The sequence below is a fragment of the Enterococcus dispar ATCC 51266 genome (assembly GCF_000406945.1).
GTDB lineage: Bacteria > Bacillota > Bacilli > Lactobacillales > Enterococcaceae > Enterococcus_C > Enterococcus_C dispar.
In genome coordinates this window covers 205,397-228,691 of record NZ_KE136354.1, presented here as the reverse complement: position 1 = coordinate 228,691, position 23,295 = coordinate 205,397, and the positions used below count along the sequence as shown (strand labels likewise).

The window sequence follows — 23,295 nt, the reverse complement described above, 5'->3', positions numbered from 1 at the left end:
AGTTTAGCTAATAATCAGAATAAAATCAAGAGGAAAATACATGAAATTTCAACAAAGTTTTTCACAAAAGCAAAAACAATCCCAAAAGCTTGCTATGACACAGTCGTTACAGCAATCCATTCAAGTTTTACAATTTTCAATTGATGAATTGGCTGAATTTGTTGAAACACAAGCGATGGAAAATCCATTAATAGAAGTTTCCGAACCCAATTATGCTTTAACTTATTCCAAACCGCGTTCTTCTAGTGGCGAAGAATTAAATTATTTAAGCCAAATTCCTGATGATCGAATTTCACTATTTGAATATTTAATCGATCAAGTTCACTTAAACTATCGCGACACTTTTTTACGCGATATTACTTTATTTTTAATCGAATATATCGATTTAAATGGCTTTTTAACAATTGATTTAGATGAAGTAGCGATAAAGAAGAAAGCCACTAAAATTCAAGTATTAGATGCCTTAACTTTAATTCAGCAATTGGATCCTGCCGGTGTTGGCGCCCGAAATCTACAGGAATGCTTGATGCTCCAAACGGAACGGGACGACTCTGCGCCTAATTTAGCATATCTTATTTTAGAAGAACATTTTGAAGAATTGGTCAATCGTAAATGGCCAGAATTAGCCAAGGCGCTCGCAATTCCAGTTAGCGAAGTCCAAACAGTGTTTGATTACATCCAAACACTAACCCCTACCCCCGGCGCAAGTTTTGGCACAACAGACGGTCTTTACATCATTCCTGATTTAACTGTGAAAATAAATGCGCAAGGTAAAATTAAAATTATTAGTAATCGCCGTGGAATGCCAGAAATGCATTTTCAACAAAGCTACTTTGATCAAATGGCAAAAAAAGCGGACGCTCAGACGCAAAAATATTTGAATGAGAAAAAGCAAGATTTTGAATCCCTTCAAAAAATGGTGCAGCAACGTGGCGATACCATTTTACGTGTGGGACAAGCAATTATTGCTAATCAACAAGATTTTTTCTTCGATGATAGCCGCCCGATTAAACCGTTGATTCTAAAAGATATTGCTGCTGAATTGGAAATTCATGAATCGACTGTGAGCCGCGCTGTTAATGGAAAATATTTAGAAACAGATTTTGGTATTTTTGAATTAAAACACTTTTTCAGCCAAAAAGTTGGAATTCAAAACGAAAACGGTGAAGAGGTGTCCACTGATAATGTCAAAGTTCGTCTGCAAACACTTGTAGCTGATGAAGACAAACGCAAACCTTTGTCCGATCAAAAGTTAGTTGATTTATTAAAAGAGGAAGGTCTCGACATCTCCCGCCGCACTGTTGCTAAGTACCGGGATGCCTTAAAAATCCCAAGCTCCAGTAAACGCAAACGGTTTGACTAATGAAACAAAACTTTTTAAATAGACTATAAAAAAGCTGCTTAGAAATGAAGTGCTCTCAAAAAACTAATTTTGAGAGACAATCCAAAATTTCTAAGCGGCTTTTTCATTTATTGGGTCTTCTTTCTGGACTCACCCACGTACCACTACCATGACCTAGAATTGTTTTAATCGCTGGAATTAGCGTGGTTAAAATCGTTAACGCATTCATCATCCAATATAACAGCATATAAAATGGTGCAAAGATAAAATAGCGCAATTTTTTTCCTCTATCATCAATAAACAGTGCGGCACCTAATTGTAAAAAGCCTGCCACCATTTGAAAGTTCACAAAAATAAACGCCATCGCAAACATATGAAAGATTCGTTCATAATTTTGGGTCACGAGAAAATGCATAAGTGTTAACAAGAAAATTAGACTAGAAAGCCAGAAAAATAATGACCAGAGAATACTCAACGTTTGATCAATAAACATAATCAACTGATTAAAATGCTTAATAGGATGCAAAACAATTTTGGGAAAATTAGTTAACCAAACTTCAGTCCCCCCTTTTGCCCAACGCTTACGTTGCCGATAAAGCATTGGAAGTGTATCAGGTACCATCATATAAAACATAATATCTGGTGCAAAAACCGGCACCCAACCCAACAGTTGCTCATCCCAAGCAATACTAATATCTTCAGTGGCCCGATCTTGGCGAAATAATCCCGCATCTAATAGCGCTGTTTTTCGATACATGGTATTGGCACCACTAAAGGCATACATCGTATTTAAAGTTCCTTGTTGACTGCGTTTAATTACCCCGACAATACTGGAAAATTCAACAGTCTGCGCTTTTTCAATAATTTTGGAACGGTTTAAGACATCCATATTGCCTGTCACTGCGCCGATATTATCGTCTTGGGAGGTCATAAAATAATTGATATATTTTATTAGTGCATCTGGTTCTGGAATTGTATCTGCATCATTACTTAAAATATACTCCCCTTTTGCAAAAGCAAAGCCAATATCAAAGGCATGGGCTTTCCCTTTATTTTTCTCAATAGTGATCACTCGCAAGCGTTCTTCTTTGGTGACCAGGTCTGCTAATATTTTAGCCGTATCATCAGTTGAGCCATCATCAATTACTAAAACTTCGTAATCGTAATAATTTATTTCGTGGAGTAAATAGTAAAGTGTTTTTTCAATTACAGTTTCTTCATTGTGGGCTGGGACCATAATGGTAATACAGGGCTGTTTATCCGCTGGAATTTCTTTGAAGCCTTTTTTTTGGTAGCGAAATAAAAACCGGTAACATACCACGCCAATAAACCACATAAACGCGCCTAAAATCGGGTAGGTAAACAAAATGAACAGCATCACATTTAAAACAAAATCGAGATATACATTACCTGTTTGAACGATTTTCATCTGTTTCCTCCTTTTTGAAGACGTCATTTAATTCTTCTTTGGTAATATTTTTTTCTGCTGGCACCACATAAGTTTTTGTGACTGTTCGGACGGTTGTCGGACCAAAACGGGCGGTATAAAATTTATCTAATGCGCGGCGCTTTTTCAACATAGCATCAAAATCGTAAGTGAACTCTTGACTATACCTGTCTTTTATTTGACGATTACTCCGCAACGTCATAATCACGGTGAAGATGGTAGCGCCAACAAAGAAGAGGAAAAAAACTTTTAGTAAAAAGTAAAACGTATCAATTCCTTCTTGATAATTCCAGACAGGTTTCACATTCTTATGATTGCGTAATAAAGTAGAGGTAACCGTCCAATAGATTGGTATAATTACACCAAGCCACGCAATTATTGTCAGCACAATCGTACGTAACTTTAACCAAAAATGACCTTTTTCAAAAAAATCATCTTTAAAGACCGTATTTTCTACTTTTTTGTCCGTAGATTTTGGGTTTGCTTTATTTTGATTTGCTTTCATCACTACACCCCTTCCTCTCTTTTAGTATTTCGTAATTATTACAATTTTGCAAATCAAAAGAATTTTTTCACAATTATTGACTGTTTTGAGAAAAACAAAAAGCCTGCACAAAATGTGCAGGCTTTAATTTAATTCTTATTGTTCGTCTTCATCATCGTCATCAAAGTCATCTAAATCATCATCGTCATCAATAATTGTCAGATCTTCTTCGATATTCCCAGGTACTTCTTCTTCATCGTCAGAATTATCGTCGGCGCCAATTTCTTGTAAGTCGCTGTTGTATGCTGAGATTTCTTCATCATCATCATCATCATCATCATCAAACAATTCTTTGTCGTCTTCATCTTCTGGATCGGCATCTTCTGGATCATCATCGTTATAATCGATGGCATCTTCATCATCGTTAATAAAGGCATTCACCTTTTTACGTTTACGTTTGCGTGGTGTGTCTTCTTCGTCTTCATCAAGACCATGAGACAACTCTTCATCAATCGAGTCAATAGCATACCATGAACGCAACCCCCATCGGTTTTCACCTAATGAGATAAAGCTGCCGTCAATGTTTAAATCGGTATAAAATTGGGCCAATGAATCACGAATCTCGCTATCAGATTTACCCAAATATGTTTGAATTTGGTTTGCTAAATCCGAAAACTCCATTACGTCGCCCTGTTGCTCTAAAATCGCATGAGCCACTTCGATCATGGACAACTCGTTTTTGTTTGCCCCTTCAAATACTGTAATTTCCAAAATAGGACACGTCCTTTCGCAGTCTACGCCTTATCATACAAAAATGTTTTGAAAAAATCAATTTATTTCGCAAAATTATGCTGTGAAATCTAAGCTGATTTGATATTCTCCTACGCGCTCATCAGCCATATACAAATCATAGTCAATGAAAATGGTGCCAGAGGTCGGGCGATCTTTCAAGCTAATGTGTAGATTTTTAGTAAAAGTACCAAAATACATCACACCATACGGGGTTGTATAACTCGTTTCTAATTTTTTCTTATAATCAAATTTCAAACGCAATCGCATTTCTCCTGAACGGGTTAATTGCACGGTTCCATCGGGCATAATTTTGATAATAACGGGAATCGCTTCTCCACTTTCTTGTACTTCCTGATACCGAATGTATAGTTTATCACCAATTGTGACCAGTTGTCCCGGCAAATCAAAACTAAAGTCTTGTACTTCATTGTGTTGCTTCACTTTTGTTTTTAGCTGGATTGAAACTGGTACGCCATTTTTTAAATCCATTGTTATATCCTCCACTTCTCACAATCATTGCAAAAGTATTTTTGTCACGCAATCATACTTTTCATCTTTAGTTTCATTCTTCACAGTTTTACCACTTTTGTCAAACAATGCGTCTATTTCAAGGCCTTCTGTTATTTTTTCAACTCTTTTTCGTATATAATGAAAGAAAAGTGTAATTTATTCTTTTCACTTAAAAAGGATAGCACTTAAAACTTTGCTGTTTTTATCGTAATTTATTAAAGTTTACAATAAAAAACAGTTATTTAGGAGTTTGCATATGAATTTGAGTTTAGATCAACCCATTTATCCCAACCAACAGGCGCTTTTGCCTTTTGCTTTAACAGATGTCTTAATCGAATCGGTAAGTCAAAATAAACAGCCCTTACTGCATTTTTGGCAGTTAGAAAATACCATGATTTTAGGCATGAAAGATACCCGTGTTGCCAATCTTAAACAAGGAGTCGCACACTTACAAACTGCCGGTTATCCGCCTGTGATTCGGAGTGCCGGCGGATTAGGTGTTATTAGTGATCCCGATGTCTTAAACATTTCTCTTTTTATTCCCCAAGGCAGTCATACCACCAGTTCTGCTTATGAAGAGATGTATCGCTTAACACAAATGGCATTTCCAGAGTTAGCAATTGTTACAGGAGAAGTTTTTGATTCTTATTGCCCAGGAACGTATGATTTAAGTTGTAATGGAAAAAAAATCGCCGGTATTGCCCAACGAAAAATTAAAGCAGGTATCGCCATTATGATGTATCTGAGTGTCTCTGGTGCTCAGCAAAACCGGGGTCAAATAGTAAGAGATTTTTATTTGACAAGCTTAAAAGAACATTTCGGTCAAGACGGCTATCCACCAGTCAATCCCGCCAGTATGACCACTGTTTCAGACGTGTTGGCTGAAAAAATCACTATCGCTCAAACCAAAGAACGCTTCTTAACAGCTTTTAGTAAGCTAAAAAAAAGCAATGTCTCTCAAATGGATAGCAGCGATTGGCTAATGGCAACCGAAAATAGAACACTCTATGAAGAAAAATTAAATCGCATGATTACACGTAATCAAATTCTTGAAACACTATAATCTGCTTTATAAAAAGTCAGCCACAGCGTTTAAAAAATTTACTTAAAAAGGAGTAAAACAGTGATGACTTTATATAAAGATCAAAAATTACCAATCGAAAAAGTATTTCGTGATCCTGTTCATAATTATATTCACGTCCAACATCAAGTGATTTTGGATTTAATCAATTCAAAAGAAGTGCAACGTTTAAGACGGGTGAAGCAGTTAGGAACTTCTTCATTTACCTTTCACGGCGCAGAACACAGTCGTTTTTCTCACTCATTAGGGGTTTATGAAATTACCCGCCGTATTTGTGATATTTTTCAACGAAATTTTTCGATTGCCAAGATTGGGAACGGCGGCTGGGACGATAATGAGCGCTTAGTTGCTTTATGTGCGGCATTATTACACGATGTTGGCCACGGTCCTTTTTCTCATACTTTTGAACACATTTTTCACACTGATCATGAAAAAATCACAGTAGAAATCATTACTTCACCAGAAACTGAGGTTTATCAAATTTTAAATAAAGTAGGCGCGGGCTTTCCAGAAAAAGTTGCCAGTGTGATTACCCATGACTATCCCAATCCGCAAGTCGTACAAATGATTTCCAGCCAAATTGACGCTGATCGCATGGATTATTTGTTACGAGACGCCTATTTTACGGGCACAGAATACGGTACCTTTGATTTAACGCGGATTTTGCGGGTCATCCGTCCTTATGAAGGCGGTATTGCCTTTTCGATGAATGGTATGCACGCGGTTGAAGACTATATCGTCAGCCGCTATCAAATGTATGTCCAAGTCTATTTTCATCCTGTTTCTCGAAGTATGGAAGTATTATTGGAACATTTGTTGAATCGCGCCCACGAACTCTATAATGAAAATGCCGAAGTGTTTCAACAACACTCCCAACTTTTGGTTCCTTTTTTAAAAGAAGAATTTACTTTGGCAGACTATTTAAAACTCGATGATGGGGTATTAATTACTTATTTTATTCAATGGGTTGATGAAGACGATGCAATTTTAAGTGACTTAGCCAATCGTTGGTTATCCCGAAAACCATTAAAATCAGCCAAATTCAAAGAAAACCAGCAAAATTTGATTGAAAAACTATGCCGCCTTGTAGAAGAGGTTGGCTATAATCCCAAATACTATACCGCCATCAATTCCAGTTATGATCTTCCTTATGATTTTTACCGGCCCAAATCCGGTGTGCATCGGACGCAAATCGAATTACAACAAAGTGACGGCTCTTTAGTCGAACTGTCAAAAGTCAGTCAATTGGTAGCTGCATTAGCCGGCCAAAAAACGGGGGATCATCGTTATTATTTTCCCAAAGAAATGGTCGACCGCACATTACAAGATAATCATGATTTATTCAGTGACACGTACAGTGAATTTGCCCGTCATATCAAAAATGGCGAATTAGTCGAATAGTAGATTCTTTACTCCCTTTGCTATCACCACTAGCGAAGGGAGCTTTCTTTTAGTAGAATAGAAAACGGATCGGCTCAATTTAGCTATTGTTTTAAATAGATAACCCCGCTATGGGATTGAAAATTTAGGAGGAAGTTTTACATGAGTATTAAACTAGTCGCAATTGACATTGACGGCACTTTATTAAATAGTGCAAGTCAATTAACTACCGGTGTGAAAGAAGCGTTGCAAAAAGCAAAAGAAAAAGGTGTTTACATCGTATTATGTACGGGCCGTCCTTTACCCGGTGTAAAAGAATATTTAAATACTTTGGATCTTTTAAGCGCTGATGATTATGTCATTACTTACAACGGTTCATTGGTGCAAAATGTTGCAACCCAACAAACTGTTTTTTCTGCTAATCTAACTAAAAGCGACTATTTAAAAGTAAATTACATGGCGCAAAAGCTAGGTGTTCATCTGCACGTCTCAGGTGTCGATGCGATTTTTACTGCCAATCGTAATATTAGTCCTTATACCGTTCATGAATCAGCATTGGTTCACATGCCAATCAAATACCGTACTTCAGATGAAATGGTGCATAATGATTATGACATGATTAAAATGATGATGATTGATGAACCGGAAATTTTAGATCACGCTATTACGCAACTGCCGCTAGATTTTAAAGAACAATACACGATTGTTAAAAGCGCACCTTTTTATTTGGAAATTTTACACAAAGGTGCCAATAAAGGCATTGCGTTGGCAAAACTTGCGGAACATTTAAATATTAAACAAGCCGAAGTGATGGCCATTGGCGATAATGAAAATGATATGGCGATGCTTGAATATGCTGGTATTGGGGTTGCCATGCAAAATGCGGTGGAAAAAACCAAAGCGGTTGCCGATTATGTTACCACTGCTTCAAACGATGAAGACGGCGTAAAAGAAGCCATCGAAAAGTTTTGTGAATAAGATAATCCGTCGCGTCGTCTAGTGGTCGATAATACTAAAAAAGCAGACTCAAACTCATGTTAACGAGATTTGAGTCTGCTTTTTTATTGCTCTATTTATTAGCCTAAACTTTCAGCATAAAAAAATCATTTGCGAAATTGTGCTTCATACAATGCGCGATATGCGCCGCCTTTTGCCATTAATTCTTCATGACTTCCTTGTTCGACAATACCTTTTGGGCTAACTACGACTATCCGACTCGCATGTTTAATCGAAGCCAAACGATGGGCAATGATTAATGTAGTTCGTCCCTTTGCCAGAGAATTAAGCGATTCTTGAATAACTTGTTCAGTCTCTGTATCCAGTGCCGATGTGGCCTCATCTAAGATTAAAATCGGCGGGTTCTTTAAAAACATGCGGGCAATAGCGACCCGCTGTTTTTGTCCTCCGGATAATTTCACCCCCCGCTCACCAATTTGCGTTTCAATTCCGGCGGGCATCTGGGCTAAGACACCATCCAAATGGGCTAATTTTGCCGCTGCCATAATTTCCTCATCGCTGGCATCTAAACGACCATAGGCGATATTTTCTCTAATACTGCCTGGAAATAAGAAAACATCTTGTTGCACAATACCAATTTGATTGCGCAAAGATTTTAACGTCATTTGGCGAATATCCATACCGTCAATTGTAATAGCCCCATCTGTTACATCATAAAAACGAGGCAATAAATTGCATAAAGTAGTTTTACCAGAACCACTTTGCCCGACAAATGCCACCGTTTCTCCCGGATGAATCGCCAAATCAATATGGTCTAAAACTTGTTTGCCTTCTGCATAAGAAAACGAAACATTTTGATATAAAATATCGCCTTTTAAATCCTTTACCACAACAGCATCAGGACGATCGACAATATTAGGTTGTTTATCAAGTTCTTCTGTTAAACGTTTGAACCCCGCAATGCCTTTGGGGTAACTTTCAATCATATTATTCACTTTTTCAATGGGGCGGACAAAAACATTGGCTAATAAGATAAACCCGACAAATTGGCCATTGGTTAATTCACCTTGAATCACATAATAGGAGCCAAAAATTAAAGTAAATAAATTAATTAAACGAATGAGTAAATAATTGTAGGCCGAACTTACTGCCATAACGCGGTAAAAGACTATCTTTGATTGCCGATACGCCTCACTTAATCCTGCAAAACGCTCTGATTCAAAACCCTCATTAGCAAAAGACTGGGTGACCCGAATCCCACTCACAGAGGCTTCTACGCCCGCATTAAATTCGCCCAAATTTTCATAAATACGCGTATTCACTTTTGTCATTTTCTTATTAAAGAAAACCAAAGCAATCGTAATCAGAGGCAATAGTGCAAAAGTTGCCACTGCTAGTCTCACATGCGTATGCAGCATCAGCAAAAATGAACCAACTAAGGTCATGATTGTAATAAAAATATCCTCAGGACCATGATGGGCCACTTCAGAAATTTCAAATAAATCGGTGGTTAAACGACTAATCAATTTGCCAGTCTTTTGATTGTCATAATATTCGTAAGGTTGAGTTTGCAAATGGGCAAACAACTCTTTACGCATATCTGTTTCAATATTGACACCTAATTTATGCCCAAAAAAGACTACGATATATTGTAAAATAGTATTTAATATATAAAATAAAAAAAGTGCCAGACAGGCCATTAAAATAATGCGAAATTCTTTTTGTGGCATGATTTTATCAATAACTTCATTGACCGCTACTGGAAACGCCAACTCTAATAATCCAGCTAAAACAGCGCAGGTAAAATCTAAAATAAATAATCCTTTATAAGGACGATAGTAACGAAAAAAACGTTTCAGCATTTCTTCTCTCCTTTTAATAAAATCTAATCTAAGGCTTGTAATAAAACAGCCTCAAATTGTCAAAATTACAAACAACTTCATCCATTATAACCAACTTCTGCCCAAAACACAGTAGAATGGGTCTAATTTTGTTTTCATCCTATGACAATAAAAAAAAGCCTTAGCCAAGATGATCTTCCTTGGCTAAAACCTATTTTCTAATTACTTCTTTTCATCCACTTTTGAACTGCCCAGCGATGACTGCCTCGTTTTAATAAAAGCATTGCCTCATCTGGCGTAACCCAAACTAAATTATTCGTCTTTTCAGTGGGTGCGGCAACTTCTTCCCAACTATTTACAACATAAAAATACCCCGGATGATAAAAATATGTATCACGATGGCTGGAATAAAAATATTCCACTGCTTCGCCTAAATACTGGCCAATCGTAACTTCAAAACCTAATTCTTCCAACATTTCCCGGTTAATCGCCTCCAGATGATTTTCAGTACCTTCAATTTCTCCCCCCGGTAAGAAATAGGCGCCATTTGGGGCTTGTACTAAAATAACTTCTTGCTCTTCATGGCGACTCACCACGACATAAGCGCCGTAACGCGCTTTATAAGACTTATCTTGCTCCTTTTTCCCAAACACTGGTTCCATTATGTAACCTCCACTTTTCATTTTATTTATTTTACCGAAATGCCGCTATTTTCACAAGCTAAAGCGTATTTCTTATCACGCTTAACGGGCTATGATAAGATGTCTTTATAAAATAGAAAGGACTGATTTTTTATGAAAATGGCTCATACTTGTGTGCGCGTTAAAGACTTGGAGGCTTCATTAGCCTTTTACGAAGGAGCTTTTGGCTTTGTTGAAAAAAGCCGTCGCGACTTTCCTGAAAACAAATTCACTTTAGTCTATTTGAGCTTACCAGCAGATGATTATGAATTAGAATTAACGTATAACTATGATCACGCAGCTTATGATTTAGGTGATGGCTATGGTCATATCGCAATTGCTGTCAGCGACTTAGAAGCTTTACATCAAAAGCAAAAAGAAGCTGGTTACAATCTAACAGATTTAAAAGGATTACCTGGAACTGCTCCTTCTTATTATTTTGTAGTTGATCCTGACGGCTATAAAATTGAAGTTATTCGAGAAAAATAGTGTACAAATTGGACTGTGCCAAAAAAAGAGCAAATGGCTGTTTAAATTATTTTCTGGCTGGGAAAGCCGTGATAGAGTAGCTTCTTTTCCGCTTATCTTTTGGTATCAGTTCTTTTTTAAAAGGACGTGAAAATATGAAACCTATCATCGGCATTGCTGCAAATGAACAGACGATGATTGATACAGATAGTCATTGGATCAGCTATACGCCGCGCAACTTTATAACCGGGGTTCAAAACGCGGGTGGGTTGCCCTTGCTTTTACCAATTGGTTCAGTAGAAGACGCAAAAAGTTATATCCAACAAATTGATAAATTACTTTTGGCAGGAGGCCAAGACATCTCCCCAGAAAGTTATGGGGCATCCCCCCATCAAAAATTAGGCGCAACCAATCATCGACGCGATTTATTCGAAATGGCATTAGTCAAAGAAGCCGTTAAAGCGAAAAAACCAATTATTGGCGTCTGTCGCGGCATGCAACTTCTAAATGTCGCCTTTGGTGGCACTCTTTTACAAGATTTAAGTCTCGCTAAAGAACCACTTTTAAAACATGTACAAGTGCCAACCCCTTTTGAACTACCTACTCATACTGTTGAAATTGACAGCAACAGCCGCCTAGGAGATTTCCTTCCCCAAAGCTATCAAGTCAACTCTTTTCATCATCAAGTGGTGGCAGAACTAGCCGATGAATTTATCGTCACTGCCACAGCACCAGATGGCGTTATTGAAGGTATTGAAAGTGTCAACCACCCAATTATAGGGGTGCAATGGCATCCAGAATTGGCTTACTTTACTGTTGAAAAAGAACGAGAATTTTTTACCTATTTTGTCCAAAAATTTGCTTAATTTTTCGTCTATTTAATAGCAGAGTGAAATAAAAAACAGCTTGCCATCAAGCTTTAGGCTGGTGGCAAGCTGTTTTATTATTTTTTACTTTCAGCTTTCATCATGGTGAAGGATTGTTTTAGCGCGGCTATCACACCATTTTCGTTATAAACTAAAACATTTGATTTATACAAACCAGATGAAATCAGCATTAAGAAAATTGTAAAGACGGCTAAGATTATCACTGAAACGATGGCACTAGAAATGCTGGCAGTATCATTGGCTAAGCGCACAGGCATCGCAAAAGATGAAAAGAAAGGAATGTAAGAGCAAATTCGTAACGCGATATTTTGCGGATCAAACATCCCGACAAATAGGGCTAAAAAGTAAGCTCCCATTGACAAATAGGTCACTGGAATAATCGCTTTGGACGTATCTTCGGCTTTGTTGACTAATGAGCCACATAGAGCGGCTAAAACAGCATACAACAAAATTCCCAATATCACAAAAATGGCAGAAAAAATTAGAAATGGACCAAAAAGACTTTCCAAAGAAGCATCCCCGATAAATTGTTTGACGATCGCCATATCCTTAAATTTTTGATAGCCAAAAACAATCATAATTCCATAGATGAAGAGCTGGGTTAAAGCCACCATTAAAACACCGGTTAATTTCCCATAAAAATGAGTTTGGGCTTTGGTACTCGATAAGATGACTTCCATAATTCGAGTTCCTTTTTCAGAAGCAATTTCTTGGGCAATAATACTAGAATAGGTCACGACAAAAATAAATAAAATAATCGCAGAAACATTGGTGACAATCATCTGCAAACTACTATGATCGGTTTCAGATGACATTTTGCCAGCCTTATCAAAGGAAACTTTTTGCGTAGTTAACTGTGCTGGCTGGCCTAACCGTGCCACTTCTGTTGAAGTTAATCCAATTTCTTGGGCGCGCAGATTTGTTTGCATTTGGCTCAATAACTGTTGCATCATCATTTGTGTGGTTTGACCGACAGAAGACTCAGCGTAGATCTTGCCGGTAAAACTATCATCTTTAGCAGTTAATACTAAAAAGGCATCCAGTTTTTCTGCTGACAATTCTTTTTCCGCTTTTTCTTTTGAAGAAAGTAATTTAAACTCGTAATCTTCATGATCCAATTGCGTAAAAGTCTTTGCCAAGGTTTCATTTTCGGAATAGATGCCAATTTTATTGACACTCGAACTATCCGCTAATTGACCAGTGAAGTAATAAAAAGCACCCATTAAAAATGGTGCCAGAATTAAAATTAGGAAACTGACCGACTTCACATTTTTTTTGTATACATCTTTTGCAATGACCCAAAATTTACTCATGACTGTCACCTGCTTTCCATTTAAAGATTTCTTCTAAGGTTGGCGGTTGCTGATTAAACATCGGAATATAGCCATTTTGAGTGGCGCGCATAAAAATTTCTTTGCCCGCATCTGGATTTGTTAATGTAATAGCTAAGGAGTCATCTTCGACTTGTACCACACTGCCTACCCCATCAATGCCTTCAACATCTTCTTTGGTTAATGGCGATTCTAAAAAGAGCTTACTGCGGCCAAATGATTCCCGAATTTCATGAACTTTGCCATTTAAAACCGTCTTGCCATTTTTCAACATAATCAGGTGATCGCATATTTTTTCCACATTGTCCATATTATGACTGGAAAAAATGACACAGGCCCCTTTTTGGCGTAATTCAATAATGCCATTTTTTAAAAGCTCGGCATTAACAGGATCCAATCCACTAAACGGCTCATCTAAAATAACCAGTTTGGGTTCATGGATTAAAGTGGCAATCAATTGTACTTTTTGTTGATTGCCTTTTGACAGAGATTTTACTTTATCCGTTTTTTTCCCTTTTACTTCAAATTTTTCCATCCATTTATCAATTTCCGGCAGAATGTCTTTGCGTTTTTTCCCCCGCAATTCAGCAAAATAGATCAGCTGATCTTCAATTGTTACTTTGGGATAAAGTCCTCGTTCTTCAGGCAAATAACCAATAATATCGTAATCTTTACTACCGATTTTTTCACCGTTCCAGAGAATTTCACCTTTATCTGGTGTCAAAAAATCTAAAATCAGACGAAAAGTAGTTGTTTTTCCAGCTCCATTTTGCCCAATTAATCCCATAATTGACCCATCTTGTATTGAAAAAGATAAATCATCTACGGCTGTATAATCACCAAAACTTTTTTCCAAATTTTTAACCGTTAACATTTTTACGCCTCCTATTCCTTTATCTTAAGCGCTTAAGCGGCAAACACAAAATTTGACGTTCAGTAAACGAAAAGATTTATCTGCTATTTTTTGCGAGCAAAGCTGCACCAGCTTCATAAAACAGGCGTCGCCTTTGGACATCTTTTTCTAGTGCTGCTCTTCCTTTTGCTGTAATATGATACACTTTTTTGCGATCAGAATTTTCGGTCAATGTAATGAAGTCTGCTTTTTGGAGTTTTTTCAAATTCGTATACATACTGCTAGGCCCAATTTTCATCGCTCCGGTGGTTATCTCACTAATTTCTTTCATAATTCCATAACCATGTTGCGGATTTAATAATACGAGTAAAATTGCATATACACTATCAGATAGTGCATCATCCATTGTAAAACCTCCTCTATATCACAAAATGATATAACGCTTAATGATATGGTATGCTACGTACCGATAACTGTCAATAATAACAAGCGCTGTTAAATTTATTGATCTCACCTTTACTAACTGCTGTCGCATAATAAAATGTTCTGCTTCCAAACTAGATAAGAACAGAGATGTCCGTTTAAATATTCTTCACTTCGCTGGCAATATTTTAAGAGTACTAATAAAAACTGCGCTTGATAGTACCGATATTTTTTTAGCAGATAAACCCAAGCAGACTTTTTAAAGAAAACCCGTAGTTTGTATAAATAAAAAGCCATATAATGTGTCCATTTAGGCTGCCGATAAATTTTATCCACTTCTTTTTGATAAAGCGCAGTTTTTAAAGGGGCGACTTTAACAAACAATTTATGACAAATTTGAATAAAATCAAGGTAAGCTAAAAAACCTTTTTCATCTGACTCTTCTTGTAAAAATAATTTTAACCGTCGCGCGGTCGTTTCTGGCTTAAAATACCCCAATTGATTAGGATTAACAATAAGATACATTATTTTTCCCCCTTCAATTTAACAACGAAAAAAAGAAAGCTTTTGTCAAAAAAAAGCGTGGAAAATTTCCACGCTAGAGGGTAATGATGATTATCTTTTGCCATTTAACAACTGTGATGAAATTACTTGTCTATTTTTAATCCATGGATGGTCCGTATTTTGTCCGTCCACTACTAATAAGCAAAAGTTAGTGCTCTTCATTTTTTTTATCAGCGGCTAATGTTGTTTGAATGGTTTTAGCCACAGCTTCTGGAATACCAATGGCTTTCATTTCAGCTAATGATGCAGCCTGAATATTTTTTAACGATTTAAATTCTTTTAACAGTGTTTTTTTTCGTTTCGGTCCCAGCCCTGGAATACCATCTAATTTTGAAGCAAAACTATTTTTACTGCGCAGTTGCCGATGGAAAGTAATGGCAAAGCGATGGACCTCATCTTGAATCCGTTGTAATAAGAAAAATTCTGGTGAATTTCGTTCTAACGGGACCACGGCTAGTTCCGGGCCAAAGAGCATCTCACTAGTTTTGTGTTTATCGTTTTTAGCCAGTCCTGCAATGGGGATATCTAACCCCAATTGATTGTCTAAAACTTCTCTGGCTGCATCCACTTGCCCTTTTCCCCCATCAATTACAATTAAATCAGGAAAAGGTAAATTTTCTTTTAGCACACGGGAATAGCGGCGATAAATCACCTCGCGCATTGACGCGTAATCATCCGGACCAGTCACGGTTTTGATCTTGTATTTGCGGTATTCATTTTTGGCAGGTTTGCCATCCAGAAAAACTACCATCGCGGAAACAGGATTTGTCCCCATAATATTGGAGTTGTCAAAGGCTTCAATCCGAACCGGGGTTGGAATTCCCATCGCATTTCCCAGACTTTCAATTGCACCAATCGTTCTTTCTTCTTTGCGCTCAATCAAATCAAATTTTTCCTTCAGCGCAACACCGGCATTTTTATTAGCCAGCTCCACCAATTTTTTCTTTTCCCCTCTTTTAGGCTGCAAAATTTTAGTTTGTAATAAAGCTTCCACAGATTCTTTATCAATATCATCGGGGATTAAAACTTCTTTTGGAATAAAATGTTCGTTTTCTTGATAAAATTGTCCAATATAGGTAAGAAAATCATCTTGGGCATCATTATAAAATGGAAAAATCGAAACATCCCGTTCAATTAATTTTCCTTGTCGGACAAAAAAGACTTGAACACACATCCAGCCTTTATCAATCGCATAACCAAAGACATCGCGATCCATAAAGTCGGTTTGGGTCATTTTTTGTTTAGTCATTACAGTATCGATTGCTTTAATTTGATCCCGTAATTCTGCCGCTTTTTCAAATTCTAAATTTGCAGCCGCAGCTTCCATTTCCGCTGCAATATTGTCACGAATTTCCGTGTGTCCTCCACTTAAAAAGCGTTTAATTTCAGCAACCATTTCTTCATAAACCTTCGTTGGCACATCAAATACACAAGGTGCTAAGCATTGGCCCATATGATAATACAGACACACTTCTTTTGGTAACACTTTACATTTTCGTAAAGGAAAAAGACGATCTAAAAGTTTTTTAGTTTCATTGGCGGCTCCAACATCAGGATACGGACCAAAATACAACGCCTTATCTTTTAAAACTTTACGGGTAATTAATAACCGGGGATAAGCTTCATTGGTAATTTTAATAAAAGGATAGGTCTTATCATCTTTTAACATGATATTGTATTTGGGATCATTCTTTTTAATTAAGTTAATCTCAAGCAGTAACGCTTCAATATTTGATTCGGTCACAATATATTCAAAGTCTTCGATCTCTGATACCAGACGCTCAGTTTTGGTATCATGACTACCAGTAAAATAAGATCGAACTCGATTTTTCAAGATTTTGGCTTTTCCGACATAAATAATCGTGCCATTTTTATCTTTCATCAGATAACAGCCAGGCTGATCTGGTAAAAGTGCTAATTTGTTTTTAATTCGTTCATTCACGTCTTTTTCACCCATTTCTTTTGCTAATGGTATGCTTTAAAAGCACCTTTGATTATAACATGCACGTCAAATCATAAGAAAAGCTAAAGGCAGTGGTTAGCTCTTTGGAAAAATCTCAGAAATTTGCTTTCTGGTGCGCTTTACCAGAAACTAATTTTTGAATTTTTCCCGAAGAGTTGCTGCCTGTGCTAGATCAAAGAAAAGCTAAATGAACTCGCACAACTCTTTAGCATTAAGGCGAAATCTTGATAAATTGCTCTTTAATTTCTCCGGATTTTGACTTATTGCCGTAGAGTGTTCGTTCGTGAAGTCATAAGAAAAGCTAAAAGCAGCGAAAAATTTTTTCGCTGCTTTTACTTGTGTCAATTTAATAGTAAATTTTTACCGGCGTGTTTCCAGGCATGTTGTAATAGAACCATTTCGCATCCGCTACTGACATACGAATACAGCCGTGAGATGCCCGCCGTCCTAATTTCATACCTTCAATGTGATTAAAGGCAGTCGTTGTACCAGGATAAGCAATTGGAACAGTGTGGAATAAATAGACACCGTGTTGGTGGTAAGAGCGATAAAACGCACCGCCAGAGCCACCAAACCAGAATGAATTTCCCCGCTCTGCTTGAATTTTAAAATTGCCATAAGGCGTACTTAAATTATTGGGCCACAATCCCAATCCCGTTGAACATAACATGGTATAAATCGTCTTAGAACCTGAACGAATATATACCCGTTGTTTTTTCACTGAAACTTGAATATTCAAGTTTTTAACTTTTAAAGAAGGATAACGTCCACCAGTAGTGTACATGTAAAAACGATTATGAACATTCGTGGTTTCACTTGCTTTTAACCAGCCTAAAGCGCCGCCTGGTAAACTGACATAATAATAAGTTCCACCACTGGTTTTTGCATCTTTTGTCGCTTGTGCCATATAGCCTTTATAAGTCTTTTTCGCGCTTTTTTTACTACTGTTGGGATCTGCTTGACTATAAAAATTACCACTATTGGAATTAATTCGGACATAACGGTTAATGTTTTTAGTACTGTAAATTGTATGCGGTGTTCCGGTAAAACCGGCATTTAAATAGCCTATCCAAGTATTGCCATTGTAAATGGAATAATACCAAGCACCATTAAAATGACGATATTTACATTTAACAGTATAAACTTTGCCATAATATTTCGCGGCACTTTCTTTTTTCTGCCAATGAAAGTTACGCCAGAAAGTTGCAGTTTTTGAAGTAATCTTCACTTTGCGATTTTCTTTTTGTGCGATACCGCCAGGACTTGTGGCTTGTTTTGCAGCACTTGCGTTCAAATATCCCGCCCAATGATTTTTATTATCACTTACACTATAATAAGTTGCGCCGTTGTAATGCCGATACATTCCTTTTGCCAGATAGGTTTTTGTTGTCATTGAAGCTGTTATACCGCGCTTTTTCCAGCTAAAACTACTCCAAGTGTTATAGTTTTTACTGGTAATGGTGACGTAGCGATTCAAACTTTGATAAGCCCCTTGACTGCCGGCGGCCACTTGAATGTCTTTAGCCTCCAGATAACCTACCCAACTGTCTTTTTTATTTCTATTCTCATAAAGTGAATAATACGTCTTACCGTTAAAATGCTGATAGTAACCTTTAATTTTCACTGTCCTACCGTAGTAAGAAGAAGTATTACCGCGGACACTGTTAAAAGAAAAGTTATTCCACAAGACCTTTCCCTTTTGCATAAAAGTAGCGTAACGATTGTCACTGTAAAATTTACCCCCAGGACTTGTGTTCAACACTAAACCATTCCCTTTAGCGGCAAAACCTACAAATTGATTTTGATAATTATAAAGAGCGTAATATTCTTTTTTATTTACTGTATAAATTTCCCGATATTGGAATGTCTTTCTGTCTAAATCTTTAATTTCTGCATTGCTAAAGACATCTTTTTGTAAGCCTAATTTTTTGGTTGTAACGGCAACATAGCCGGTTTTTTTCGTATATGTGCCATGATGTAACACTAGCGCTGTTTTGGGTACCCAACCAATTTCTGTATTGGCGCTATCTTCTTGAACCAGTCGGATCATCTCTTTATCTCCGCTAGTTTTCACCTTGTCTGTTACACGAAAAACTTGATTTTTATAATCGGATAAACTTTTTTGTTTAATAAATTGATTTTGCTCGTTTAATTGATAAATGAATTCATTTGTATTTGTTAATTTAGCATATGTTTTCAAAGCTTGTTTGCTTCCCACTGCAATTTCTAAAACTTCATCTTGCTGCGGTTGGCCTTTTTCGAGTGTTGGTGCTTTGCTTGTGGTTGTTTCTGCTAATTCCTGTGTATTTGTTGGACTAGTCTCAGCTGTTTTTGTTGCGGAGGTAGTTGAACTTGAATCCGGGATAGAAGAATCTGTCGTTTCTTGCTTTGTTTCACTTTCCCCAGTAGTGTTTGTTCCATCTGTTTGCGAATCACTAAACGAACTTGTTAAATTTGCTTCACTTGTAGTGGATGTATTTTCCTGTCCCCAAACATTTAGCGGCAATGAAGTCGTTAAAATACTTGCAACCAACAACACTTTAACCCATTTGTTTTTTTTCATTGTCTACTCCTTTATATTTAATTTTCCTTTTATCTTTCCATCTTAATTATAACTGGCAGGTCAGAAAAACAGAAGTGAGAACCTATCGGAAAGTTCAATTTCTTGCTAGGCTATTCAAAAATTTCAAAGTAATTCCCGCTTCATTTCATCTCCACGTTCTCAAACAAAAAAAGCCTGTGCTAATTTACTTAACACAGACTCCAGTTACTTTGTTATTCAGTTACCAAATCAAGGGGCGAATCAATTTTTTCATCAACTTTTTTACCAGCAAAGTGATCATAGGCTGCTTGTAACGCAAGTTTACCCATTTCTTCTGGTTTTTGAGCAATCGTGGCACTCATTTTACCATCTTTGATGGCTTTTAGACCATCTTCTGTGCCATCAAAGCCAACGATAATAAAATCTTTGCCCTTACTGCTGGCTGCCTCAGAAGCGCCTAATGCCATTTCGTCATTTTGTGCAAATACGCCTTGCAAGTCAGAATGTGCTTGTAAAATATTTTCCATAACCGTTAAGCCTTTTGCACGGTCAAAGTTAGCAGATTGTTTGTCCACGACATCTAATTTATCTTTGGCATAATCATCAAAACCTTTGCCTCGTTCACGGGTAGCTGAAGCTCCGGGAACTCCTTCTAGTTCTGCTACTTTTGCATTTTCTCCTAATTTTTCAATAATAAATTGCGCCGCCATTTTGCCGCCTTCTTCGTTATTTGAGGCAACAGTTGTCAACAATTCACCACCATCACTGCTGCGGTCAATGGCAATGACTGGAATATTGGCACTATTGGCAGATTCAACTGCCGGCACAATGGCTGAAGAATCAACTGGATTTACTAGAATAACATCCACTTTTTGTTGAATTAAATCATCGATATCATTACTTTGTTTGGCTGTGTCGTCTTGCGCATCCACAACTTTAATCGTCGTTTTGTTGTCATCCGCTAATTTTTGAATACCATCTCGCAATGAAACAAAGAAAGGATTGTTTAACGTTGAAACAGAAACACCAACGGTCAATTCTTCTGGTTTCTTTTCAGCTGTTTTTCCTTCTGAGCTACTAGAACCGCCTTCAAGACCTGTTGCACCACATCCTGCCAACATAAGAACACTTGCTGCTAATACGAAAAATTTTTTCATCATTTCTTCCTCCTATGAGTGAATTTCTTTTAAAGGAAAGTCTTTTTCCTAAAAACCAATGGGGATAATATGCATTACACTGCTAAAACCAATTAATAAAGGGCTTACAACATTTTACGTGGAAAAACAGTTATTTTTTCTTACGATCTAATAATACGGCAATGACAATAACAATACCTTTTACAATTTGTTGATAAAAACTGGAAACACCTAATAAATTCAAACCATTATTTAAGGTACCAATGATTAAAGCCCCTACTAAAGTTCCAAAAATTCGTCCTTTACCACCTGAAAGACTCGTACCGCCTAATACCACCGAAGCAATAGCATCCATTTCATAAGACTGACCAGCAGTTGGTTGTGCAGAATTTAAACGTGAAGTAATAATCATGCCACTAATTGCTGCCATTAAACCAGACAAGGAATAAATCAAGATTTTGATTTTATCGATCTTCACACCCGCAACAAAAGCCGCTTTTTCATTGCCTCCAATGGCATATGTCTTTTTCCCAAAAGCAGTCTTGTGCAATAAGATAAACAAAATAATAAACATGATAAAGAGTAAAACAACAGGAAAAGGAATTCCAAAAAGATAGCCTCGACCAAGGAAACTAAAGAAGAAACTATCTCCTAAACCGGTGATTGGATTTCCTTTGGTATACACAAGCGTTGCACCCCGATAAATTGTCATCGTTGCCAGCGTGGCAATAAAAGGAGCCATGCTCCCTTTTGCAATTAACAAGCCATTAATAGCGCCTAAAATAGCACCAGTTAAAAGACCGATTAAAACTGCCAGAGGTGCATTCATACCATTTGCGATAAAGCCTGCAGTTAATGCGCTAGATAAAGCTAAAGTTGAGCCGACTGATAAATCAATCCCTCCTGTCAAAATGACAAAAGTCATCCCAAATGCAATAAACCCATTGGCAGCTACTTGTCGAAGTAAATTCAATAAATTATTAGGATTTAAAAAATCACTGTTCATAACCGAGACCACGATGACCAAGACAATCAGGGCAAGTAGCGGTCCGAGTTTTGCAATGATACCAGCTGCGTCAAAACTACTTTTTTTTGCGACGTTCTTCTTATTCTCCATCTCTATTTTCCTCCTGTGGCGTAAGTCATAATTTTTTCTTGGTCAAACTCTTTTTTCTGCAACTCACCATTAATTTTACCTTCATGAATCACTAAGATGCGGTCACTAACCCCCATTACTTCGGGCAGATCACTGGAAACAACAATAATGGCAACGCCTCGCTCAGCCAATTCATTAATTAATTGATAAATTTCGCGTTTGGCTCCCACATCAACACCACGGGTCGGTTCATCTAGGATTAAAACTTTAGGTCCTGCTCCAATCCATTTAGCAAGTACGACTTTTTGTTGATTTCCCCCAGATAAATCACCGACAATATCTTCGGCGGATTGGACTTTGATTAAAAGACGCTGAATCAATAGTTCGGCAAATTCTGCTTCAGTTTTTTTGTCGACTACACCATTTTTTACAAAGCCATCAATTGATGGCAAGCTAATATTATCTAAAACGGAAAAATCCAAAACTAAACCTTCTGATTTTCGATCTTCTGTTAAAAAGCCAATGCCATTTTGAATTGATTTAGCCGGCGATTCAATTTTTTTGGCGTTTCCTTCAATAGTAATAGAACCATCTGACAAAGGATCCAAACCAAAGATTCCTCGCATAATTTCCGTTCGACCAGCTCCCATCAGTCCAGAAAAGCCCACAATTTCACCACTTCTGACACTAAAAGAAATGTCTTTAAAGACGCCATTTGAAGCGGTCAAGTGTTCTGCTTTAAACATCACCTCACCAATCTCAGCTGTTTTTTCAGGATAATAATCTGAAATCTCACGTCCTACCATTTTACGGACAACTTCATTCACATTGGTAGCACTAGTTTTAGAGGTATCAATAGATAAACCATCTCGCATTACGGTAATCTCATCGCTGATTTGGAAAATTTCTTCCATGCGGTGAGAAATATAAACAATGGCTACCCCTTGTCCTTTTAATTGTGCAATAATTTTAAACAATGCCTTAATTTCTGTATCGGATAATGCGGCAGTGGGTTCATCCATAATCAAAATTTTGGCATCTGTCATAAGAGATTTTGTAATTTCAATCATTTGCTGTTGCCCGACTGAAAGCTCTTCTAAATCTTTATCCAAATCAAGAGAAATGCCTAAATCACGAAAATGCTCCAAAGCAATACTACGCATTTTTTTAGTATCCAATAAACCAAAGGAAGTTCTTAATTCATTATTTAAAAATAAGTTTTCCAATACTGTCATTTGGGGCCACGAGTTCATTTCTTGATGAATAAAACTGATACCAAACTCTTCGGCTTCTTTGGGACCTGAAAATATTTTTTCTTGCCCGTCAATTAAAATCGTTCCGGCATCTTTTTTATGCAGCCCAGTTAAAATATTCATAAGGGTTGACTTTCCAGCCCCATTTTCTCCCATCAAGGCATGAATCTCTCCACTTTTAATTTCCATACTGACGTCGCGTAAAACCTGATTGGTGCCAAAAGACTTGGAAATATTTTTCATTGCAACATGCATCGTATAACCT

General features: G+C 37.2%; 21 protein-coding genes. 6 read left to right on the top strand and 15 right to left on the bottom strand.

The window, feature by feature from the left end; genetic code table 11:
• Nucleotides 1–40: 40 nt before the first annotated feature.
• Nucleotides 41–1,363 (top strand): RNA polymerase factor sigma-54, encoded by a 1,323-nt coding sequence (gene rpoN / locus RK01_RS01065; RefSeq protein WP_016171447.1) that lies wholly within the window; start codon nucleotides 41–43, stop codon nucleotides 1,361–1,363.
• Nucleotides 1,364–1,466: 103 nt separating this feature from the next.
• Here the strand turns inward: rpoN and RK01_RS01060 are convergent, their stop codons facing one another.
• From RK01_RS01060 to RK01_RS01045, 4 genes are all read right to left on the bottom strand, one after another.
• A complete protein-coding gene (locus RK01_RS01060; protein ID WP_016171446.1) occupies nucleotides 1,467–2,771 on the bottom strand; it encodes a glycosyltransferase family 2 protein in 1,305 nt (434 codons plus the stop codon).
• Nucleotides 2,749–3,294: a hypothetical protein gene (locus tag RK01_RS01055; protein WP_229084790.1), complete on the bottom strand. Its 546-nt coding sequence runs from the start codon at nucleotides 3,292–3,294 to the stop codon at nucleotides 2,749–2,751. Before RK01_RS01055 ends, RK01_RS01060 begins: the two co-directional genes overlap by 23 nt.
• Nucleotides 3,295–3,429: 135 nt before the next feature.
• Nucleotides 3,430–4,044: a DNA-directed RNA polymerase subunit delta gene (gene rpoE / locus RK01_RS01050; RefSeq protein WP_016171444.1), complete on the bottom strand. Its 615-nt coding sequence runs from the start codon at nucleotides 4,042–4,044 to the stop codon at nucleotides 3,430–3,432.
• A gap of 75 nt (nucleotides 4,045–4,119) precedes the next feature.
• Nucleotides 4,120–4,554: a YwiB family protein gene (locus tag RK01_RS01045; protein WP_016171443.1), complete on the bottom strand. Its 435-nt coding sequence runs from the start codon at nucleotides 4,552–4,554 to the stop codon at nucleotides 4,120–4,122.
• A 277-nt stretch (nucleotides 4,555–4,831) separates the two neighbouring features.
• On the opposite strand from RK01_RS01045, the gene RK01_RS01040 reads away from it, so the two are divergent.
• The 3 genes from RK01_RS01040 (at nucleotide 4,832) to yidA (ending at nucleotide 8,014) form a co-directional block, all read left to right on the top strand.
• On the top strand, nucleotides 4,832–5,638 hold the full coding sequence (locus RK01_RS01040) for a lipoate--protein ligase family protein (protein WP_016171442.1): 807 nt from the start codon (nucleotides 4,832–4,834) through the stop codon (nucleotides 5,636–5,638).
• A 60-nt stretch (nucleotides 5,639–5,698) separates the two neighbouring features.
• On the top strand, nucleotides 5,699–7,057 hold the full coding sequence (locus tag RK01_RS01035; RefSeq protein WP_374047519.1) for an HD domain-containing protein: 1,359 nt from the start codon (nucleotides 5,699–5,701) through the stop codon (nucleotides 7,055–7,057).
• A 141-nt stretch (nucleotides 7,058–7,198) separates the two neighbouring features.
• Nucleotides 7,199–8,014, top strand: a complete 816-nt coding sequence (gene yidA / locus RK01_RS01030) for a sugar-phosphatase (RefSeq protein WP_016171440.1) — start codon at nucleotides 7,199–7,201, stop codon at nucleotides 8,012–8,014.
• A 125-nt stretch (nucleotides 8,015–8,139) separates the two neighbouring features.
• On the opposite strand, the gene RK01_RS01025 is transcribed toward yidA, so the two are convergent.
• Nucleotides 8,140–9,855 carry an ABC transporter ATP-binding protein gene (locus tag RK01_RS01025; protein WP_016171439.1) on the bottom strand — a complete coding sequence of 572 codons (1,716 nt, stop codon included), beginning with the start codon at nucleotides 9,853–9,855 and terminating at the stop codon, nucleotides 8,140–8,142.
• A 197-nt stretch (nucleotides 9,856–10,052) separates the two neighbouring features.
• Nucleotides 10,053–10,499 carry an NUDIX hydrolase gene (locus RK01_RS01020; RefSeq protein WP_195516267.1) on the bottom strand — a complete coding sequence of 149 codons (447 nt, stop codon included), beginning with the start codon at nucleotides 10,497–10,499 and terminating at the stop codon, nucleotides 10,053–10,055.
• Nucleotides 10,500–10,628: 129 nt separating this feature from the next.
• Between RK01_RS01020 and gloA the strand changes: the two genes are divergently transcribed.
• Both gloA and RK01_RS01010 read left to right on the top strand, forming a co-directional pair.
• Complete coding sequence (gene gloA, locus RK01_RS01015; protein ID WP_016171437.1) at nucleotides 10,629–11,003, top strand: lactoylglutathione lyase; 375 nt, start codon at nucleotides 10,629–10,631, stop codon at nucleotides 11,001–11,003.
• A gap of 134 nt (nucleotides 11,004–11,137) precedes the next feature.
• On the top strand, nucleotides 11,138–11,848 hold the full coding sequence (locus tag RK01_RS01010; RefSeq protein WP_016171436.1) for a gamma-glutamyl-gamma-aminobutyrate hydrolase family protein: 711 nt from the start codon (nucleotides 11,138–11,140) through the stop codon (nucleotides 11,846–11,848).
• A 77-nt stretch (nucleotides 11,849–11,925) separates the two neighbouring features.
• Here RK01_RS01010 and RK01_RS01005 read toward each other — a convergent pair whose 3' ends face one another.
• The 9 genes from RK01_RS01005 to RK01_RS00965 all read right to left on the bottom strand — a co-directional run bounded on the left by RK01_RS01005 (nucleotide 11,926) and on the right by RK01_RS00965 (nucleotide 23,285).
• Complete coding sequence (locus tag RK01_RS01005) at nucleotides 11,926–13,182, bottom strand: ABC transporter permease (RefSeq protein WP_016171435.1); 1,257 nt, start codon at nucleotides 13,180–13,182, stop codon at nucleotides 11,926–11,928.
• A complete protein-coding gene (locus tag RK01_RS01000; RefSeq protein ID WP_016171434.1) occupies nucleotides 13,175–14,074 on the bottom strand; it encodes an ABC transporter ATP-binding protein in 900 nt (299 codons plus the stop codon). Before RK01_RS01000 ends, RK01_RS01005 begins: the two co-directional genes overlap by 8 nt.
• Before the next feature lie 76 nt (nucleotides 14,075–14,150).
• Complete coding sequence (locus RK01_RS00995; protein WP_016171433.1) at nucleotides 14,151–14,459, bottom strand: PadR family transcriptional regulator; 309 nt, start codon at nucleotides 14,457–14,459, stop codon at nucleotides 14,151–14,153.
• A 113-nt stretch (nucleotides 14,460–14,572) separates the two neighbouring features.
• Nucleotides 14,573–15,001, bottom strand: a complete 429-nt coding sequence (locus tag RK01_RS00990; RefSeq protein WP_016171432.1) for a hypothetical protein — start codon at nucleotides 14,999–15,001, stop codon at nucleotides 14,573–14,575.
• Between the two features lie 187 nt (nucleotides 15,002–15,188).
• Nucleotides 15,189–16,982, bottom strand: a complete 1,794-nt coding sequence (uvrC, locus tag RK01_RS00985; RefSeq protein ID WP_143139800.1) for an excinuclease ABC subunit UvrC — start codon at nucleotides 16,980–16,982, stop codon at nucleotides 15,189–15,191.
• A 367-nt stretch (nucleotides 16,983–17,349) separates the two neighbouring features.
• Nucleotides 17,350–19,566 (bottom strand): L,D-transpeptidase family protein, encoded by a 2,217-nt coding sequence (locus tag RK01_RS00980; protein ID WP_016171430.1) that lies wholly within the window; start codon nucleotides 19,564–19,566, stop codon nucleotides 17,350–17,352.
• A 212-nt stretch (nucleotides 19,567–19,778) separates the two neighbouring features.
• The gene (locus RK01_RS00975) at nucleotides 19,779–20,705 is read right to left on the bottom strand and encodes a D-ribose ABC transporter substrate-binding protein (RefSeq protein WP_016171429.1); all 927 of its coding nucleotides are present in this window, start codon (nucleotides 20,703–20,705) and stop codon (nucleotides 19,779–19,781) included.
• Nucleotides 20,706–20,832: 127 nt separating this feature from the next.
• Nucleotides 20,833–21,798, bottom strand: coding sequence for an ABC transporter permease (locus RK01_RS00970; protein ID WP_016171428.1), 966 nt, complete (start codon nucleotides 21,796–21,798; stop codon nucleotides 20,833–20,835).
• Between the two features lie 2 nt (nucleotides 21,799–21,800).
• A complete protein-coding gene (locus RK01_RS00965) occupies nucleotides 21,801–23,285 on the bottom strand; it encodes a sugar ABC transporter ATP-binding protein (RefSeq protein WP_016171427.1) in 1,485 nt (494 codons plus the stop codon).
• Nucleotides 23,286–23,295: the final 10 nt, after the last annotated feature.